Raw genomic sequence first — 20017 nt, forward strand, 5'->3', positions numbered from 1 at the left:
GTTCTTAGAGTGGGATGAAATTTTCATTCGCATACATAAGTCTGACGAAAACATTGCATAGTAAGGAGAAAAGAACGGAGGCGACGCGATGCATACGGTTTGGAAAGGCGGCATTAGCTTTGGGCTAGTCAATATTCCAGTGAAGCTGTTTACCGCTACAGAGAACAAAGATATTAAATTAAGACAGCTGCATAAAGAGTGTCACACGCCCATTAATTATAAAAAGGTTTGTGCCAACTGCGGGGAAGAGGTGGCACCAGAACAAATTGTAAAAGCGTACGAGTATGCAAAAAACAAATTCATTGAATTAGACGAGGAAGAGCTTGAAAAACTGCGAAAAGAAAATGAAGAAAAAGCCGTTGAAATCATTGATTTTGTGAAGATAGAGGAGATTGATCCAATCTATTATGAAAGAAGTTATTTTTTATCACCAGATACCGGCGGTGCGAAAGCATATTCATTATTAAGAAAAGCTTTAGAGGAATCGGGGAAAATTGGTGTGGCAAAGATTATGATCCGCTCAAAGGAGCAATTAGCGATCGTTAGGTGCTATGAACATATTTTGCTGATGGAAACCATTCATTTTCCAGATGAAATTAGACAAGTATCAGATGTACCGAATATCCCCCAAGAAGAAAACATTGTGAAAAAGGAGTTAGATACAGCGCTTCTTTTAATCGAACAATTAACCACAACTTTTGATCCAGCAGCCTATCAGGATGAATACAGAGAACAGCTGATGAATTTAATCGGAGATAAAATATCTGGAGAACATACCGTTCAGCCAGAAACGACAGGCAAAAAAGATCCGGCATCCAATGTGACGGATTTAATGGCAGCTCTTCAGGCTTCAATCGATCGATCAAAACCAGCCAAAGCGAAAAAGGCAGCGCCTAAAAAAAGAAAAACACCAGCCAAAAAAGAAAAGAATGCATAAGAAAAGACCGCTCATGGGCGGTCTTATTGCGGTTTTAACACGTCTTGAATGTTCCCATCTTTGCTATGGATAACAACGGAAGACCCTTTATTAGAGGCAATCTCCTTTGCCCGGTTGATTGCTTCTTGTTTCGTTTCTTTGATCTCACTTGCTCGTTTTGCTTTCTCTGTTTGAACCGCCCAGCCTTCTTCGTGTTTGACGACATGCTGCGCATGATCCATAAGTTCTGGTCTTGCGGAGTTGCTGTCTTTAGATGGCGTCACAGAACCATGAGCTGTGAAATCCTCGATCTCTTTCTCCGTTGCGTTCTTTTTCCATTCTTTCGCTTGACTGATTGCAATTGGAATGGCTCTACTTTCGTCATAGCCTTCCTGTATCATTTTATTAGCAATCTCAAGTGCTTTTTTTCGAATAATGCGGTCTAACGATTGAAATGAAGCCGGATAATCATTCATCGTCCAAGGCATATCAAACGCTCCTTTCTTTTATTTGAACACCTTCCCCCATCTGTAATGGATCAAACATATCATTTTTCTCAAACCAATGAAGGGGGCAAAATACATCGTTTTACTGAGGCGGAATTTTTTCAAACCCCGCAGAATAGAAGGTAGAAAAGGAGTGGTTTTGATGATGATAAAAGGTTTGTATGAAGCCCATTTACCTGTGAGTGACTTGAAGGCGTCGATTGCGTTTTATGAAAAATTGGAATTGACACTTGCTCACGAAAATGAACGAGTTGCTTTTTTATGGATTGAAAAAGGAAAGAGCTGGCTTGGCTTGTGGAAAGTAGATATCAATGACTTCCCATATCATCCTTCGACCCGGCACGTTGCTTTTCAAATTACAACGTCTAGTATCGAACAAATCAAGGCTTGGCTAGTTGAAAAAGGCATCGGTGTTCACCCAATGTTTGGTTTTTCAGAAGAGGAGCAGCCTTTAGTTCTGGATAATCCGCCGCAATTTCATGCAGCGATCTATTTTCTTGACCCAGATGGAAATCTGCTTGAATGCATTGCGCCGCTTGAGCTTGATACAGAAGAAGACTACGATATCATGACATATGAGGACTGGGATCGAAAGAAAAATCCGTATATTGATTGACAAAATCACTTATTGTAACTATATTGATTACAACGGTGGTGAAAGATTGTGAAACAAATTAGCAGCAGGTATCCGATTGCTGTTCATATTATGTCATTTATTGCAGGTGTACCAAAAGAGTGTACAGGAGATTTTATTGCAGAAAGTGTGAATTCAAATCCAGCCATTGTTCGAAAAATGATGGCAATGCTCAAACGGGCGGGTCTGATTGAGATACGACGCGGAGTAGGCGGTGCTTACTTAAAAAGGCCGGCAGAGGAAATCACGCTATTAGATGTGTACCGTGCTGTCGATGTAAGCGAGGATGAAGAATTGTTTAACTTTCATCAGCCAGTCATCGCATGTCCGATTGGTCAAGCGATGGATACAAGACTGCGGCATGAACTAAAAGAAGCACAAGCTGCACTTGAGAATCACCTAAAGCAAGTGACAATCCAGCAATTGTTGACAGAGGCGGAATAAAAAGCTCGTTCATTAGAGCTTTTTTTACACCTTTGTTGTAACCATTCTGATTATAACGAATACACATCACCGTTGAACAAAAAATGAGGAGGTCAAACAAATGAAATTATTAGTAACAGGCGCAACAGGACAGCTCGGATCGCTCGTTGTCCAGCATTTACTTAAAAAGGTACCAGCTGAACAAATTGCGGTGAGTGTTCGAGATCCGCAAAAAGCAGCACATTTAAAGGAAACTGGGGTAGATGTACGCCACGGAGACTTTACTCAGCCAGACACCCTGACATCAGCATTTGAGGGCATTGACCGTCTGTTGATCATTTCAACTGCGGATGGTGACCGCGTGCAGCAGCATACAGCTGCCATCCAAGCGGCGAAAGCAGCTGGTGTATCCTTTATTGCATATACAAGCGTTGTAAATGCAAGAGAGAGTCAGCTTGTCCTGGCACATGACCACGCAAAAACTGAAGAAGCCATTGTGGCCTCCGGCATTCCTCATGTGTTTCTAAGAAACAACTGGTATGTAGAAAATGAAAAAGATACGATACTAGCAGCCGTGAGTGGCGCACCATTTTTAAGTCCAATTGGTGATGGCAAGGTTGGCTGGGCAACAAGAAATGACTACGCAGAAGCGGCCGCAAATGCGTTAACACTTTCTGAACATGACAAGGAGACATATGAACTGTCAGGACCTCTTCGGACGCATACTGAACTTGCTCACATTGTTAGTGAAGTGAGCGGAAAAGAGATCAAGGTGGAGCAAATTGATGTCGACACATTTGGAGAATTTTTAGCTTCTAATGGTGTACCAAAAGAAGCTGTGCCATTTGTCAAAGCCATTCAAAGCGGGATTCGCGATGGTGAATTAGCCGTTGAAAGCCATGATTTCGAAACCTTATTAGGCAGACCCTTAACACCTATTAAAGAAAAAATTCGTGAAATGATTTCAAAATAAACATCAAAAACGCCCAATTAAAGGGGCGTTTTTTTGTCCAAAATTAGACAAATCACTTCGTTGAAATTTCAGAAATTTGGGATTAAAATGAAAATAGGACCTGTTATTTAGTCATCAGAGGACCAAATTGATGAATCAAATTGCAGCAAAGAAGGGAAGTTCGCCGATGAAAGTCCATTTATTCGTTACCTGTTTAATTGACACCATGCAGCCAAATGTAGGGAAGGCCACAGTGGAAGTATTAGAAAGGCTCGGTGTAGAAGTGGAATTTCCAGAGGCGCAAGTGTGCTGCGGACAGCCAGCCTTTAACAGCGGCTATACAAAAGAAACCATTAGAGCAGCAAAAAACATGATCAAAGTCTTTGAAACAGCTGAATATGTCGTGACGCCGTCAGGTTCTTGTAAGGCGATGTTTTTAGAATATCCTCAACTTTTAAAAGAAGACCCAGTGTGGTCAACACAAGCTGAAGCACTTGCTGAAAAAACATATGAATTAACCGAGTTTATTGTTGATATATTACACGTCACAGATGTAGGCGCGAGCCTGAAAGGCAACGCAACCTATCACACATCCTGTCATATGACGAGACTGCTGCGAATTAAGGAAGCCCCTTTCACACTGTTGTCAAATGTCAAAGATTTGTCGATGACACCATTGCCGCGTGCAGAAAATTGCTGCGGATTTGGAGGGACCTTTTCAGTAAAAATGACACCTATTTCTGAGCAAATGGTCGATGAAAAAGTCCAAAGCATAGAGGAGACAGGCGCTCAATACATCATTGGTGCCGACTGCGGCTGCCTTCTCAATATTGGCGGGAGACTGAATCGTCTTGATAAACCCATTCAAGTGATGCATATCGCAGAGGTGTTAAATAGCCGCTGAGTTTAAGAGGGGGAACGGCACATGAGTATGAAAATTGGAGCGAAGGCCTTTAAAGAACGAATCGGAGAAGGATTAGAAGATACAGTTATGAGAGGGGCAGTCTCCTCAGCGCAGGAACGCTTGTATGAAAGGCGGCTATCTGCGAGCGAAGAGCTTGGTAACTGGGAAAAGTGGCGAGAACTTGGCGAGGAAATCAGGCAACATACGCTGACGCATCTTGATGACTACTTATACCAATTAAGTGAGAGCGTTAGTGCACGCGGAGGACATGTCTTTTTTGCAAAAACAAAAGAAGAGGCATCAGCGTATATTCAACATGTGGCACAGAAAAAAGAGGCCAAAAAGATCGTTAAATCAAAATCAATGGTCACAGAAGAAATTGAAATGAATCAAGCCCTTGAAGAGATCGGCTGTGAGGTGGTGGAAAGTGACCTTGGCGAGTATATTCTGCAAGTAGATGATCATGAACCCCCTTCACATATTGTGGCACCTGCTCTTCACATGACAAAAGAACAAATACGAGAAGTCTTTCACGAAAAGCTCGGATATGAGATGTCAGAGACACCTGAAGATATGACGAGTTTTGTGAGAGCCATATTACGTGAAAAGTTCCTCGAAGCAGATATGGGTGTCACCGGATGTAATTTTGCTGTTGCCAATACAGGTTCCATTTGCCTTGTGACAAATGAAGGGAATGCGGATCTTGTCACAGCTATCCCGAAGACACATATCGCCGTTATGGGCATGGAACGGATTGTTCCAACGATGGAGGAGCTAGATGTCCTCGTTGGTCTTTTGTGCAGAAGTGCAGTCGGTCAGAAATTAACGAGTTACATTTCTGTCGTCGGACCAAAAGGAGAAGAAGAAGTCGATGGACCAGAAGAATTTCACTTGGTCATTGTGGACAATGGGCGTTCCAATATATTAGGTACGGCCTTTCAGCCTGTTCTCCAATGTATCCGGTGCGCAGCCTGCATCAATGTGTGCCCAGTTTACCGGCATGTGGGCGGACATTCATACGGATCAATTTACCCTGGACCAATTGGTGCTGTTTTATCACCGCTTCTTGGCGGCTATGATGACTATCAAGAGCTTCCCTTTGCATCAAGCCTTTGCGCAGCCTGCACAGATGCTTGTCCAGTAAAGATCCCGCTTCACGAGTTATTAATAAAACATCGACAAGTCATCGTGGAAAAAGAGGGGAGAGCGCCTAAAGCTGAAATGATGGCGATGAAAATGTTCGGAATGGGCGCATCGACTCCCGGGATGTATCAATTCGGAACAAAAGCAGCACCTGTATTGATGAAACGTATGGCTTCAAACGGACAGATTTCAAAAGGAATAGGCCCTTTAAAGAATTGGACAGATATTCGTGACCTGCCAGCTCCAAGTAAAGAAAGGTTCAGAGATTGGTTTAAAAAGAGACAGAAGGAGGAGCAGTGATGAAAGGAACCATAACTCACCGAGAATCGTTTTTAACTCATATCCGTCAGCAATTAGGGAAAGATTCATCCTCGTCTGCATCGATTCAGCGTCCGGCTTGGAAGCATCAAGTTCAGTGGGAAACAAACGGACTTTTGTCTAAAGAAGAGCTAGTCGAGCAATTGAAGATGCAATGTCAACGAATTCACACAAGAGTGGTCGAAACAACCCCAGAGGAAGCGCCCTCTGCACTACGATCATTGATGACAGAGTATGGAGAGGGTTCTGTGATGACATCGGGCGATCATCGTTTTGAACAGTATGGATTTTATCCGATGTTTGACAGCTTGCAGCACGAAGGATTCGCAGTCACAAGCTGGAATGCTGAGGCATCAAGGGAAGAAAATATCAGGCTAGCAGAACAAGCGGCGTATTCGGTTGTATTTAGTGATTACACTTTAGCAGAATCAGGGACGATCGTCCTTTCATCCCATCAGGGCCAAGGAAGAGCACTGCATTTTTTACCGATGATGTATATCGTGTGTATTGAAAAAAGCACGGTGGTTCCGCGGATGATCCAAGCTGTTTCGACTCTCAATCGCTTGGTAGAAGAAAGAGAGCAGGCGAAAGGTGCGATTCATTTCATATCAGGTCCGAGTAACTCTGCGGATATTGAGATGAATTTGGTAGTAGGGGTTCATGGTCCCGTTCGGGCGGTTTATCTATTGATAGATGATGAATAGGGCTTTCGAGATGAAAGCCTTTTTTCATGCAAAAAAGCTTACATAAGTTTAAAAATCATCTTGCCTCTAGCGGATTTGACATAGTAAGATGACGACATACAAGATGAACTTCTCATCTACTGCTGATGTAAAGGAAGCTGCTGCTTATGGACATGAAGTCTACTGCTCAAAAGAAATCAATTGCTCTACCGCTTGTGATTTCAATTATTGCCATTTCGTTTTCTGCGATTATTGTGAAATGGTCAAATGCACCTGCTGCTATTTTAAGCATGTATCGAATGATCTTTGCCGCGGTTTTTATGCTGCCGTTTATTCTGCCACGAAAAAAAGAATTTCTCTCGATTCAGCGAAGAGACTGGTTTTTCTTATGTATGTCAGGCTTCTTTTTAGGACTCCATTTTGTGTTGTGGTTTGGCTCACTAAAGCTGACGACTGTGGCAAGCTCTACTATTATCATCGCCCTGCAGCCGATGGTCTCTTTATTAGGCGGCTTTCTCATTTTCCGTGAACGAACGACGCTACCTGCACTTTTGACGATGTGTGCCGCAATTGTTGGTGCACTTATGATTGGGTGGGGAGACATAGGTCATAGCCAGGAAGCCATCCTAGGAGACATTTTATCCTTTTTAAGTGTGATCGCAGTTGTTTGTTATTTATTAATAGGTCAACAGGCTGTCAGAAAGATATCTCATTGGATTTATAGTTTTTGTGTGTTTGGTTTTGCTGGTCTTTTTTTAATTTTGTTCAATTTGATTCAGCAAACTCCTTTTACAGGCTATCCAGGTAAAGAGTGGGGGATCTTTTTATTGCTTGCGATCATCCCCACCATGTCTCATGTCATTAATAATTGGCTTTTAACCTATGTTAATGCCACAACCATTTCAATGAGTATCCTTGGCGAACCTGTTGGAGCCACGATTCTTGCTGTATGGCTGCTTGGAGAAAAAGTCACACTGCTCCAAATGTGTGGCGGTTTTCTTGTCCTTTTAGGCGTCTTTTTCTTTTTGATGCAGCAGCGGCAAGGAATTGTGATGAAACAAAAAAAATCCGGTTAAAGTCCGGATTTTTTACTCTTTTAAATCGTTTTTTTCAATCACTTTGTTCAATCTTTCCTCAACCTTCTTCAATTCCATTCGTTTTCTTCTGATCATTCGAAAAGCGATGACAATGATCGTCACGATCGCAGCAATGAATAGAAGAGAGAACACTTGAAATAGAAGATCACCTATGTTAAATGCCATATTCTCTCCGTTAGACATACGTAAAACCTCCCTTTCTATCTATATATTACCATAATCAATTAAGGATTGAGATTTATCCATTATTTATCTATAATAGGTAAAATATCACTTGTTAAAGGAGAACCAATATGAGAACTTTAGTCCTTTTACGAGGTCTCCCAGGCGTAGGGAAATCAACTTGGATCAAAGCCCAAGGCTTAGAGCCTTACACGTTATCAGCGGATCAAATCCGTCTTTTGACCCAGCCGCCTCAGTTATCTGTCAATGGGAAACCAGAAATTTCAAGCAAACATGACCACAAAGTCTGGTCTTTATTATTTGAATTGCTTACAGCACGTATGGAACGCGGAGACTTTACTGTGATTGATGCCACGCATATTTCAAGCAAATCGATATCTCAATATAAATCGCTGGCCACATCGTATCGTTACAGAGTGTATGTCGTCGACTTCACGCAGGTGCCGCTTGAAACAGCTCTCCTGCAAAATCGCTCACGGGAAGCTCACAAAGTTGTTCGGGAGTCTGTTTTATATCAAATGAACGAGCGGTTAAAAACAGAAAAGGTCCCATCATGGGTGACGGTCTTGCAGCCTGAGGAATATTCGCAAGTGATGACCTATCAGCCTCGATCCTTCGATCAATATGAGGCCATTCATGTCTTTGGAGATATTCACGGCTGTTATACCGCTCTGACCACCTATTTGCAAGGAGACATTAAAGAAAATGAACTTTATATCTTTGCAGGTGATTTGCTTGATAGAGGAATAGAAAACAAGGAAGTATTAGCATGGATGCTCGCACATAGAGAATGCCGGAATGTCATCGTGATTGAGGGTAATCATGATCAGCATTTATACCGGTTTGCACATGGTGAAAAAGTAAGAAGCAATATGTTCAACAGGCATACTGCACCTGAAATTGAAGCAGCAGACTTTGATTTAAAAGAAGTACGGAAGTTTGTTAGAACATTTCATCAGCTTACTTATTTTACGTACCATGGCAAGACATTTCTTGTTACCCACGGTGGTCTTGCTCATTTGCCAGAAGAGCTTCTACATGTCTCAACCCAGCAACTTATTCACGGTGTAGGTGAATATTCAGATGACATTGATCACTTGTTTGTTCAAAATACCGCTGGATTAGATGTCATTCAAATTCACGGGCATCGCAATTTATACAGACTGCCTACTCAAGCAGCGGAAAGGTCTTATAATCTAGAAGGCCAGGTTGAATTCGGGGGACAGCTGAGGGTATTGAAAATCACAGCTGACGGGATTGAGACTCATGAAATCGACAACCCAATCTATAGAGCTTCTGAGAAAAAACCATCGGCTGCCATTCAACCAGATATCTCACTAGATGACTTTTTAGCTCACTTAGATCAACATGAATATGTACAGGAATTAAAGCTTCCGCACCATATTTCATCTTTTAATTTTACGAAAAAAGCGTTTAGTGAACGGCAGTGGGATGATGTGAATGTAAAGGCAAGAGGCTTGTTTGTCAATATGGTGTCAAAGCAAATTGTTTCAAGAAGCTACAACAAATTTTTTAACATTGATGAGCGTCCTGAGACAAAAATGCATCATTTAGTGAACCACCTTCAATTTCCTGTTACCGTCTTTGATAAAGCAAATGGATATTTAGGGACGGTTGGGTATAACGAAATAGAAGATGAATTGGTGTTTACGTCTAAATCGTATACATCTCATGTGAAGCAAAACCAGCATGCTTCTTGGGTGGAAGAGTTATTCTATCAGACTTTTGGAGACGTGCAGGTCGACTACATCAAATCATATGTACGTGACCACAATGCATCTCTTGTGTTTGAAGTCATTTTGCCAGAGAAAGACCCACATATTATCACATATGATCATGATCAACTCATTTTGCTTGATATTGTGAAGCGTCAGCTAAGCTATGAAAAGGCACCATATACTGAAGTGAAAAGAGTAAGCGAACAGCTTGGAATATCGAGCAAGCAGGAAGTGGCTGTGTTCCAAGATTGGACGTCTTTTTATAAATGGTACCAGGCTGTCTCCCATGACGACTCAATCAAAGAAGAGGGATATGTCATTGAGGATCATCGCGGCTTTATGACCAAGCTCAAACTTCCTTATTATCAATTCTGGAAGCAGATGCGCGCGATCAAGCAGCGCGTTGCAGAGAAGCGTTCCACGCAAAAATATATGCAAGCATTGCAAACAGCAGAGCAAGCTAGATTTTATACGTGGCTTCTTGAGCAAGATGCCCATGTTGTGAGAAATAGCTCCATTATCGAGCTGCGCTCACAATTTGAGCAAAGCGATGTTGCAGAGTTGAATAATGATGGAATAAATGCATAGTCTAAAAAGGAGTCTTTTCTAAGGAAAAGGCTTTTTTTGATGCAATTGAAAGGTGGACCCTGACATGCCTGACCACATTGAAGTCATTTTACGGACGATGTTTGCTTTTGCGATTTTATTTGGCGGAGCACGTCTTCTTGGAAAGCAAACCATTGCTCAAATGAATATTTTTGATTTTATAGCAGCCATCAGCTTAGGTTCAATTGCGGCGAGTCTCGCGTTTAATACAACGCTTCCATTTCATCACACGACGATTTCCTTTGTCACGCTTGTCATGATCATTTATGTGATTTCACTGATTGCTTTAAGGAGCCGGAAATTGAGAGGATTTATGGCAGGTAAACCAACCCTTGTCATACAAAATGGCAAAATTCTTGAAGAGAATATGAAGGGAATGAGGTATACCCTTGATTATTTAAATCAGCAGCTGAGAGAAAAAGACATTTTTGATATTAGTGAAGTTGAATTTGCCATGATTGAAACAGATGGACATATGTCAGTGAAAAAATATCCTTCGTTTGAAAATGTCACTCGAAAGGATCTTCAATTGTATATGAAGGCAGAGGGCTACATGCCGATCGAAGTGATCATGGACGGAAAGCTCATTTTGAAAAACATTCAAGAAAATCAATTAACTGTGGAATGGATAGATGAAGAGCTTGAGAAAAGGCAGCTCTCCTTAAAGGACATTGTATACGCAGTCCGTTCAAGTAATGGTAGCTTATATATTGATACATATGATGATCACATTCACTCTCCGATTGATCAAGAATGAAGGTATAGTGCTGAGGTCACCCGCATGACACATATCTGTCAATGTTTCTAAGTCCTTTGGGTGCTACCTGACTAGGCATCATTTCTTAATTATTATTATTTTCAGAAAATGTGATGACGAAGTAAAATAAGTGTGTTTAAGTATATATAGAAGAAATTAAAATATTAATATAATATGCCACATGCGGAATGAACGTTCATTCCTAAAGAGGAGGAGATGAAGTGCCAGCAGTGACTGATAAACAAGAACAGATCATGAAGGCTTCACTAGACTTATTTATTGAACGGGGCTTTGATGGGACCACAATGCCAATGATTTCAAAAAGAGCAAACGTCGGAGCAGGAACCATTTACCGATATTTCGACAGCAAAGAGGCACTCGTCAATATTTTGTATCAGCGTAGCCTTTCTGCTTTTATCGAAAAAATGAACACAAACAGTCCAGATCCAAAGGTAAGTATTCGTGCGTACTTTAAGCATGTATTCTATTGCCTCGTTTTATTTACAAAGGACAATCCAAGCGGGCTATATTTCTTAGAAATTGATAGACGATCCCATTACTTAGACGAGACGAGCAAAGAGAAAATGCAGCATTTGTTAAATGAATTATTCCTGATCTTTGAAGAAGGAAAAAGGGATGGGATTCATCCTAATCTCTCAGGTAGAACCATTTTATCGATTGTATTTGGTGCCTTTGTGCAGCTGCATAAACAAATTATTGCAGACGGAATAGAGCCGACGATTGAATTTCTAGAGGACATTGAGCAAAGTTTATGGCGCGCTATCAGCGTTGCATCTTAATGAATGAAAGGGAGTGGGATCATGCAACAAACATCAATCATTCCAAAACCAAAAACATACGGACCTTTTAAAAATATTCCTCATATCAAAAAGGGGGAGCTTTCTCAAGCTTTTTGGCGGCTGGCAGATGAATTAGGACCGATCTTTCAATTTGAATTTTCAAAAGCAACAGGTATTTTTGTTTCAAGCCATGAACTTGCCAAAGAAGTATTTGATGAGAGCCGTTTTGATAAATTCATCGGGAGCAGTCTGAATAAAGTAAGAACATTTTCAGGGGATGGGTTATTTACAAGCTGGACAGAGGAACCGAACTGGAGAAAGGCTCATCACATCTTGATGCCAGCCTTTAGTCAGCAGGCTATGAAGGGCTACCATGAGATGATGCTCGATATTGCCACACAGCTTGTCCAAAAATGGCAAAGAACAGGCCGTGATGAAGAAATTGAAGTAGCAGAGGATATGACAAAGCTCACTTTAGATACGATTGGACTTTGTGGTTTTGACTTCAGATTTAACAGCTTTTATAAAGAAAATCAGCATCCATTCATCGAAAGCATGCTGAACGGGTTAAACGAAGCGATGGAACAAGCGAGTAGGTTGCCGGTTGCAGATAAATTAATGATTAAAAGAAGAAAAGAATTTGAAGAAAATGTAGATTTTATGAAGACATTAGTAGACGACATTATTCAAGAACGGAGAAAACAAGATAAAACGGGCAATGATTTACTGTCCCTCATGCTTCATGCAAAGGACCCTGAAACAGGTGAGCGCCTGTCAGATGAAAATATCCGTTATCAAATCATTACCTTCTTAATAGCTGGACACGAAACAACTAGTGGACTGTTATCCTTTGCGATTTATTTCTTATTAAAGAATCCAGAAAAATTAAAGAAAGCCGTCCAAGAAGCAGATGATGTGCTGCAAGGGGAACTGCCAACATTTAAGCAGGTACAAAAACTAACTTACACTCGTATGGTTTTAAATGAAGCCCTTCGCCTCTGGCCAACAGCGCCTACGTTCTCTCTGTATGCGAAAGAGGACACAATCATCGGAGGGAAATACTCGATTAAAAAGAACCAAAGTGTTTCCATTCTGCTTCCTAAATTACACCGTGATCAAGCAGTATGGGGAGAGGATGCGGAAGAATTTAAACCAGAGCGGTTTCTTCACCCTGAAAAGATCCCGCAGCATGCCTACAAGCCTTTTGGGAATGGACAGCGTGCATGTATTGGTATGCAATTTGCTCTTCATGAAGCCACAATGGTGCTGGCAATGGTCTTGCACAACCTGGAACTGATTGATCACACATCATATGAGCTTGATTTAAAAGAATCTTTAACGATTAAGCCAAACGATTTTAAAATCAAAGTGCGGCCAAGGAAGCAGCAACTCTTTATGGCTCCACCGAAAGAAGAGATGAAAAAAAGCACAACGACTGAAGAGTCTAAAGTGAAGAGTCATGGTACACCACTACTTGTTTTATATGGATCAAATCTTGGCACAGCGCAGCAAATCGCAAATGAATTAGCTGAAGACGGAAAAGCAAAAGGGTTTGATGTGACCACGGCTCCGCTTGATGACTATGCACGCCAATTACCAGATAAGGGTGCAGTCTTCATCGTGACCGCTTCATACAATGGACATCCGCCTGACCATGCGAAAAAATTTGTGGATTGGGTCACGCAGGATAAAGAGCAGGATTTAACAAACGTGTCGTTTGCTGTGTTTGGATGCGGGGATCGAAATTGGGCAAGTACGTACCAGCGTATTCCTCGTCTCATTGACGAAGCACTTGAAAGTAAAGGGGCAAAGCGTGTAGCTGATTTAGGAGAAGGTGACGCAGGCGGAGATATGGATGAGGATAAAGAAACATTTCAGAAAACAGTCTTCGAGCAGTTAGCAAAAGAATTTCAGCTCACCTTCCAAGAGAAAGGTAAGGAAAACCCAAAACTATCAGTAGCTTATACAAATGAGCTAGTAGAACGTCCTGTGGCGAAAACATATGGTGCCTTTTCAGCTGTTGTACTGAAAAATGAAGAATTACAATCTCAAAAAAGTGAGCGGAAAACAAGACATATAGAGTTGCGACTACCTGAAGGGAAAAAATACAAAGAAGGGGATCATATCGGAATTGTTCCGAAAAATCGTGATGTACTCGTTCAGCGGGTGATTGATCGCTTCAATCTAGATCCTAAGCAGCACATCAAGCTTTCTTCTGAGAAAGAAGCAAATCACTTACCTTTAGGTCAGCCGATTCAAATAAGAGAATTACTTGCGTCACATGTTGAGCTTCAAGAACCGGCAACACGTACGCAGCTAAGAGAGCTCGCCTCATATACAGTTTGTCCGCCTCACCGCGTGGAGCTTGAGCAAATGGCTGGTGAAGCATATCAAGAAGCTATTTTAAAGAAACGAGTCACCATGCTTGACTTACTAGATCAATATGAAGCGTGTGAAATGCCATTTGCGCAATTTTTAGCACTTTTACCAGGTTTGAAGCCGCGCTATTATTCAATTTCGAGCTCACCAAAAGTCGATGAAAAAAGAGTCAGTATCACAGTAGCGGTTGTGAAAGGGAAAGCGTGGAGCGGCCGCGGTGAATATGCAGGAGTCGCATCAAACTATTTATGTGATCTGCAAAAAGGAGAAGAAGTCGCCTGCTTCCTTCACGAAGCGCAGGCAGGATTCCAGCTGCCACCTTCATCCGAAACACCGATGATCATGATCGGACCTGGTACAGGAATCGCTCCATTTAGAGGATTTGTTCAGGCAAGAGAAGTGTGGCAGAAGGAAGGGAAGCGACTAGGCGAAGCTCACCTATATTTTGGCTGCCGTCACCCTCATGAAGATGATCTGTATTTTGAGGAAATGCAGCTTGCAGCGCAAAAAGGAGTTGTTCACATCCGCCGGGCTTATTCTCGTCACAAAGACCAAAAAGTATATGTTCAGCATTTGTTAAAAGAAGACGGCGGTATGCTCATCAAATTACTCGATGAAGGTGCGTATCTTTACGTATGCGGGGACGGAAAAGTCATGGCACCAGACGTAGAGGCGACACTGATCGACCTCTATCAACACGAGAAACAATGCTCGAAGGAAGAAGCTGAAAATTGGCTGACAACCCTTGCAAATAATAATAGATATGTAAAAGATGTATGGAGCTAACAAGAGGAAAGGCCGCCAATTAGGCGGTTTTTCCTTTTCATTAAGAAAGGTGAGATCGATAGAATGAAAGTTGGAAAGATTCAAAACACCTAATTTAATAATGAAATATTTTGAAAAAATAAGAATATTCTCTCATTTACTCCAATATGAAACAATCGTATGATTTTTGATATAGGACATAAAGGAGGAATATGATGAAAAAGGTGAAAATGTTACTCCCTTCTCTACTCGTTTTTGGTGCTTTAAGTGTGCCTAGTTTTGCCCATGCGGCATCGGATTCAGTACTAACGTCTGATTATGACATGGTGACTTCTGATGGAAAGGTGATCTCTTCAAGTGATTTCCACAATGATTCGAAATCCCCCTCATCCTTTGACAAAGTGGATGATCTATCTTCTACTGTTGGCGAAAAAGTAAAACCACTATCAAAATATTTAAAAGACTCTCAAACGAAAGTCGTCATTGGAGACGATGGTAGAACAAAAGTAGCAAACACAAGAGTAGCACCATACAATTCAATTGCTTATATTACATTTGGCGGCTCAAGCTGCACGGGGACACTGATTGCCCCTAACAAAATTTTGACAAACGGACACTGCGTGTACAATACAGCATCGAGGAGTTATAGTACTAAAGGATCGGTGTATCCAGGGATGAATGATAGCACTGCGGTAAATGGGTCAGCAAATATGACAGAGTTTTATGTACCAAGTGGATATATCAATACAGGTGCGAGCCAATATGATTTTGCCGTGATCAAAACAGACACGAACATTGGCAATACAGTTGGTTACCGTTCCATCCGTCAGGTGACAAACTTAACTGGGACAACGATTAAAATTTCTGGATATCCAGGTGATAAAATGAGATCGACTGGCAAGATCTCGCAATGGGAGATGTCAGGTTCTGTGACAAGAGAAGATACGAACCTCGCATACTATACGATTGATACATTTAGCGGAAATTCAGGCTCAGCGATGCTAGATCAAAATCAGCAAATCGTTGGGGTTCATAACGCAGGGTATTCAAACGGAACGATTAATGGCGGTCCAAAAGCGACAGCTGCCTTTGTTGAATTTATCAACTATGCAAAAGCGCAATAAAAGCTAGGGGCTAAAGCTTGTTTCCTTCATAGGGGACAAGCTTTTTTATATGGAAACAAGTGTCTATCTGTATACGCTTGAAAGATCCATTGACCTCTCAGCCTCTTCATTTTTTTCACATGTCATTCGAGAACGACTCATACATTAAAATGACACATTCCCTTTAAGTCAAGATTCTGCTTGAAAAAAATGAGGAGGTCTCACACTTTTGAAGATGAGAAGAGGCTGGATGACTGCTGTCGCTTTATGCTTTGTGATATGGATGGGCACGCTGTTAAGTGGATTTGGGGAGGAACATGCGGCAAAAGGTGCGGATCGATATGATCATGTCATTCAATTTCCAAAGGAACGGTACCCTGAAACAGGCAGTCATATTCAAGAAGCCATTCGAAAAGGGCATTCACATGTGTGTACGATAGACCGAAATGGAGCAGATGCCCGCAGGCAAGAATCTTTAAAAGGCATTCCGACTAAACCAGGATTCGACCGAGATGAGTGGCCAATGGCCGTTTGTCTTGAAGGAGGAAAAGGGGCGAGTGTTCAATATGTCAGCCCTTCTGATAATAGGGGAGCAGGCTCATGGGTTGGACACCAGATGAGTGGGTATCCTGATGGGAAAAGAATATTATTTATTGTGAAATAAAACTAAAAGAGAGGCACCTGTGAGTAGGTGTCTTTTTTGTTTGATCAGAGCGTATTGGAGTTAGCAGGGACAAAAGATTCAGTGTACAATTGATCTATAAGATACAAAGACAGACAAGAAGAAAATGTGAAGGGACATTTGCTTATGGATAAGAACCGTGCATTATACGATTATTTCATGAAACATGCAGAGAAACTGACTGAAACTTGGTATGATTCAATTGAGGATGATGATCCAGAATCAATATACCGTTCAACAGATTCCAGCATTATATCAGAGCTGAAACGGCAAAATCAAGATTATTACCAGCATTTTATACGTGCGCTTATTGAAGACAAGACGTATTTACATACTGAGTTTAAGAAGTGGTCTGAAGACTTAGCCAGTGACCCGAAGCATTTAAACACACCATTAGATTATGTTGTGAGAGAATATATGTCCAATCAAAGAGTGGTCCTTCATTACTTAAAAGAATTTATTAAGCAGCGCCAAGATGATATTGATATTGACCGCATCTTTTATTGGTATGATTTAATTTCAGAGGCATTTAATATATCAATTCATATGTTCATCCAACAATATGTGAAAAATACAACAAGGAAGCTCGTGGCACAAAGAGACATGATCTACGAGCTAAGTTCACCTGTCATTGTTTTAAAAAGCCATATTGCGTTATTGCCGCTAGTAGGTGATATTGATACAGCGAGAGCAAAGATTATTTTAGAAAATACGCTCAAACAGTGCTCACAAAAAGGTGTGCAGCATTTATGTATTGATTTATCGGGCGTTGTCATTATTGATACAATGGTGGCTCAGCAAATTTTTGATCTTGTTACATCACTTCGGTTAATTGGAGTAGAGACAACCATTTCAGGAATCAGACCAGAAATTGCCCAAACTGCTGTACAGCTCGGGCTTCCTTTTAATGAATTTCGCACCGCAGCATCACTTGCTCACGCATTAGAACGCATGACTGAATTTTCTCCAATATAAAAACCAGGCCGATTAATGGCCTGGTTTTTATTTAGATAACAGCGTCAATTTTTGTGACTTTCCAATCTTTTTGTCCTTTTTCGAACGTAACTGTTCTTTTTACTTTGCGCCCGTCAAGTGTTGGGACAGTGAATTCATATGTGCGGACTGCTTGTTTTTTAGAGACAAGTTTAGGTGTCGCTTTATCCCAATTAAGCATATTGTCTCCGTCGCCAACTGGAACAGCCATTTTACCTTTATGAACAATGAACTGGTAGTCTTTTAAACCTTGATTGATGGCATCTTTTGTGAAAACTTGAGATAGGTAGCTGTTTAGTTTTTTCTTCGTATCAAATGTTTTAGAAAGATAGTTGTAAGTCATGTCTTTATAGCTAAATGATTTTAATTTGTAATCAGAATGTTCTTTAATTTTGTAGCCTGACATCGCACTCCAAAAGTGTTCTCGTGCATCAAGGGCAATATGTAACGCTTCTTTATTTGTCAAAGTGGCTGGTTTTTTAGAAGCGGCCAATGTTGTAGATTGTAATGAAATCATAAGCATAATAGCAGTTAGTAAAACGAATAATTTTTTCAAGGCGATTGCCTCCTTTTCTCAATGAAAACTTCTTATGTTACAAATGTTACAATGATTACAGTGATATTACAAGTATTAAATTGAAATGTTTTTTATTTCTTTTCTTTCTATATATATAACGTTTGAGGGTGGCAAAAAGTTTTCATTTTTTTATTTTTCTTTATATCTAGTATTTAACCGTTCTAAAGAAGAACAAAACGCTTTTTGGGAAAATTTCTGTTTGGACGTTCAACACGCTTTTTCATTTATGACATATACTATCGTGATGAATGTCTAAGAAAGTGGTGTTGAATATGTATTATCCGTATGAAGGTATGTGGAATGGGTACCCATATGATAGGCAGATGCAAAGTTTTCCGTCGTTTCCTTCTCAAGTTGGAGGATTTCCAGGGTTTCCATTCGGAGGAGGAGGCACTGGATCCGGATCTAGTGGATCAGCCCCGCCAGCTCCACCGCAGCATATTATTTCGCAATATCAGCAAGCATTATCACAGCCTCAAAGCATGCAATCACTGATTTCAGGGCAAACAGGTGGAGGGCAGCAATCGGTTCAATTCGCTGCGGGATGTATTAGAAGATGGACGATTGTCTTTATGAGAAACGGTCAAGTATTTTTAATGTATGTCCTATCCTCACAGCCATTCGGGAGAACAACGGGCTTTATTTGGCCGAACTTTACATTTGGTTCCTTCCCAAGCTCGAGTATTCTTGCCTATTCTTGTTCATAAAAAAAAGCCGGTTCTCATCATTAGCTGATGAAATACCGGCTTTTTTTAGTGAATATTTCTAAATACGCCAATCACTTTACCTAGTATACTTACATTCTGTAAAATAATCGGTTCCATAGATGGATTTTCTGGCTGTAATCTAAAGTGAGTATTTTCTTTATAGAAACGCTTGACTGTCGCTTCATCTTCCTCTGTCATGGCGACGACAATATCTCCATTGTTAGCAGTGCTTTGCTGACGCACAATGACATAGTCCTTGTCCAAAATACCTGCGTCAATCATACTTTCTCCCATAATTTCAAGCATAAATACTTGTTCATCTGGTGCTGCAAAAGTTTCTGGAAGAGGGAAGTATTCTTCTACATTCTCAACAGCCGTAATAGGCAGGCCTGCTGTTACTTTTCCGATGACTGGTACGTTCATTACAGCACTCTTTGGAATATTCATTTCCTCTTCATCTAGTACTTCAATCGCTCTAGGTTTTGTCGGGTCTCTTCTAATTAAGCCCTTCGTTTCTAATCTAGCTAAATGTCCATGAACCGTAGAACTGGATGCTAGACCGACAGCTTCTCCAATTTCACGAACGGATGGGGGATAGCCCTTACTTTTTACTTCTTCTTTGATGAATGTCAGGATATCGAGTTGTCTTTTTGATAGCTTCGTCATCTTTTGCACCTCAAAACGTCAATTTTAAAGAAATTATAGCATGTTTTTCCTAACAGTACAAACATAGGTTCGAAAAAAACGTTTGACAGAAACGTTTGTTCGTATTTATAATAAGTGACAGAAAGAACGAACATACATTCTATTAGGAGAGATGACATTATGAGGTTAAAAGAATCTATTATTTTTATTGGGGTATTCTCATTCATCGTTGGCATATTTCTCTCACTTATTGCAGTCACAAGCCATAATGATCCAAATCAATATGTTAAAATAGAAGTTCAATCAGGTGATACTCTTTGGGGGTTAGCTGATCAAGTAAACGACAGCAAATCAATCGATAAAAATGCGTTTATTGACTGGGTGACTCAGCACAATGACCTTGCTTCAACAGAAATCCAGCCTGGTGACATCCTTGTCATACCAGTCAAAAAAGAGCATCCAGTCGTATATCAACTTGCAACAGTACAGTAGAAAGGTCGATTGA

Annotated in this window: 21 protein-coding genes; 17 read left to right on the plus strand and 4 right to left on the minus strand. The window is 40.9% G+C overall.

Annotated elements, in window-relative coordinates; genetic code table 11:
* Window positions 1-88 precede the first annotated feature (88 nt).
* A complete protein-coding gene (gene ku, locus MHI35_RS08590) occupies window positions 89-937 on the plus strand; it encodes a non-homologous end joining protein Ku (protein ID WP_012010078.1) in 849 nt (282 codons plus the stop codon).
* Window positions 938-960: 23 nt separating this feature from the next.
* On the opposite strand, the gene MHI35_RS08595 is transcribed toward ku, so the two are convergent.
* Window positions 961-1404, minus strand: a complete 444-nt coding sequence (locus tag MHI35_RS08595) for a DUF2188 domain-containing protein (protein WP_335349359.1) — start codon at window positions 1402-1404, stop codon at window positions 961-963.
* Window positions 1405-1564: 160 nt separating this feature from the next.
* Here MHI35_RS08595 and MHI35_RS08600 point away from each other — a divergent pair, with 160 nt between their 5' ends.
* The 7 genes from MHI35_RS08600 to MHI35_RS08630 all read left to right on the plus strand — a co-directional run bounded on the left by MHI35_RS08600 (window position 1565) and on the right by MHI35_RS08630 (window position 7555).
* Window positions 1565-2038: a VOC family protein gene (locus tag MHI35_RS08600; protein WP_049754904.1), complete on the plus strand. Its 474-nt coding sequence runs from the start codon at window positions 1565-1567 to the stop codon at window positions 2036-2038.
* Between the two features lie 48 nt (window positions 2039-2086).
* Complete coding sequence (locus MHI35_RS08605) at window positions 2087-2500, plus strand: Rrf2 family transcriptional regulator (RefSeq protein ID WP_335349360.1); 414 nt, start codon at window positions 2087-2089, stop codon at window positions 2498-2500.
* A 100-nt stretch (window positions 2501-2600) separates the two neighbouring features.
* Window positions 2601-3452, plus strand: a complete 852-nt coding sequence (locus MHI35_RS08610) for an SDR family oxidoreductase (RefSeq protein ID WP_335349361.1) — start codon at window positions 2601-2603, stop codon at window positions 3450-3452.
* A 166-nt stretch (window positions 3453-3618) separates the two neighbouring features.
* Entirely contained in the window at window positions 3619-4335 is a 717-nt protein-coding gene (locus MHI35_RS08615; RefSeq protein ID WP_335349393.1) for a (Fe-S)-binding protein, read from the plus strand.
* Between the two features lie 21 nt (window positions 4336-4356).
* Entirely contained in the window at window positions 4357-5778 is a 1422-nt protein-coding gene (locus MHI35_RS08620) for a LutB/LldF family L-lactate oxidation iron-sulfur protein (protein ID WP_335349362.1), read from the plus strand.
* Window positions 5778-6500: a LutC/YkgG family protein gene (locus MHI35_RS08625; RefSeq protein WP_335349363.1), complete on the plus strand. Its 723-nt coding sequence runs from the start codon at window positions 5778-5780 to the stop codon at window positions 6498-6500. The genes MHI35_RS08620 and MHI35_RS08625 overlap by 1 nt, the downstream gene beginning before the upstream one ends.
* A 146-nt stretch (window positions 6501-6646) precedes the next feature.
* Window positions 6647-7555, plus strand: a complete 909-nt coding sequence (locus tag MHI35_RS08630; RefSeq protein ID WP_088002863.1) for a DMT family transporter — start codon at window positions 6647-6649, stop codon at window positions 7553-7555.
* Window positions 7556-7567: 12 nt separating this feature from the next.
* Here MHI35_RS08630 and MHI35_RS08635 read toward each other — a convergent pair whose 3' ends face one another.
* Window positions 7568-7759 carry a TIGR00366 family protein gene (locus MHI35_RS08635; RefSeq protein ID WP_137054585.1) on the minus strand — a complete coding sequence of 64 codons (192 nt, stop codon included), beginning with the start codon at window positions 7757-7759 and terminating at the stop codon, window positions 7568-7570.
* A gap of 110 nt (window positions 7760-7869) precedes the next feature.
* On the opposite strand from MHI35_RS08635, the gene MHI35_RS08640 reads away from it, so the two are divergent.
* From MHI35_RS08640 to MHI35_RS08670, 7 genes are all read left to right on the plus strand, one after another.
* Window positions 7870-10086 (plus strand): RNA ligase, encoded by a 2217-nt coding sequence (locus tag MHI35_RS08640; RefSeq protein ID WP_335349364.1) that lies wholly within the window; start codon window positions 7870-7872, stop codon window positions 10084-10086.
* A 64-nt stretch (window positions 10087-10150) separates the two neighbouring features.
* Window positions 10151-10861, plus strand: a complete 711-nt coding sequence (locus tag MHI35_RS08645; RefSeq protein WP_335349365.1) for a DUF421 domain-containing protein — start codon at window positions 10151-10153, stop codon at window positions 10859-10861.
* Between the two features lie 221 nt (window positions 10862-11082).
* The gene (locus tag MHI35_RS08650) at window positions 11083-11661 is read left to right on the plus strand and encodes a TetR/AcrR family transcriptional regulator (protein WP_335349366.1); all 579 of its coding nucleotides are present in this window, start codon (window positions 11083-11085) and stop codon (window positions 11659-11661) included.
* A 21-nt stretch (window positions 11662-11682) separates the two neighbouring features.
* The gene (locus MHI35_RS08655) at window positions 11683-14826 is read left to right on the plus strand and encodes a bifunctional cytochrome P450/NADPH--P450 reductase (protein ID WP_335349367.1); all 3144 of its coding nucleotides are present in this window, start codon (window positions 11683-11685) and stop codon (window positions 14824-14826) included.
* 194 nt (window positions 14827-15020) lie between these two features.
* Window positions 15021-15929 (plus strand): trypsin-like serine peptidase, encoded by a 909-nt coding sequence (locus tag MHI35_RS08660; RefSeq protein WP_335349368.1) that lies wholly within the window; start codon window positions 15021-15023, stop codon window positions 15927-15929.
* A 262-nt stretch (window positions 15930-16191) separates the two neighbouring features.
* Window positions 16192-16572 (plus strand): NucA/NucB deoxyribonuclease domain-containing protein, encoded by a 381-nt coding sequence (locus MHI35_RS08665; RefSeq protein WP_335349394.1) that lies wholly within the window; start codon window positions 16192-16194, stop codon window positions 16570-16572.
* A gap of 144 nt (window positions 16573-16716) precedes the next feature.
* Window positions 16717-17565: an STAS domain-containing protein gene (locus MHI35_RS08670; RefSeq protein WP_144522640.1), complete on the plus strand. Its 849-nt coding sequence runs from the start codon at window positions 16717-16719 to the stop codon at window positions 17563-17565.
* A gap of 31 nt (window positions 17566-17596) precedes the next feature.
* Here MHI35_RS08670 and MHI35_RS08675 read toward each other — a convergent pair whose 3' ends face one another.
* Window positions 17597-18139, minus strand: a complete 543-nt coding sequence (locus MHI35_RS08675; protein WP_144522639.1) for an IseA DL-endopeptidase inhibitor family protein — start codon at window positions 18137-18139, stop codon at window positions 17597-17599.
* A gap of 293 nt (window positions 18140-18432) precedes the next feature.
* Here MHI35_RS08675 and MHI35_RS08680 point away from each other — a divergent pair, with 293 nt between their 5' ends.
* The gene (locus tag MHI35_RS08680) at window positions 18433-18867 is read left to right on the plus strand and encodes a hypothetical protein (protein WP_335349369.1); all 435 of its coding nucleotides are present in this window, start codon (window positions 18433-18435) and stop codon (window positions 18865-18867) included.
* A 45-nt stretch (window positions 18868-18912) separates the two neighbouring features.
* On the opposite strand, the gene lexA is transcribed toward MHI35_RS08680, so the two are convergent.
* Entirely contained in the window at window positions 18913-19533 is a 621-nt protein-coding gene (gene lexA, locus MHI35_RS08685; protein WP_117730431.1) for a transcriptional repressor LexA, read from the minus strand.
* 159 nt (window positions 19534-19692) lie between these two features.
* Between lexA and yneA the strand changes: the two genes are divergently transcribed.
* Entirely contained in the window at window positions 19693-20004 is a 312-nt protein-coding gene (gene yneA, locus MHI35_RS08690) for a cell division suppressor protein YneA (RefSeq protein ID WP_003211955.1), read from the plus strand.
* Window positions 20005-20017: the final 13 nt, after the last annotated feature.

Origin of the sequence: Bacillus sp. FSL K6-3459, from assembly GCF_038003305.1 — a bacterium.
Classification (GTDB): domain Bacteria; phylum Bacillota; class Bacilli; order Bacillales; family Bacillaceae; genus Bacillus; species Bacillus pumilus_O.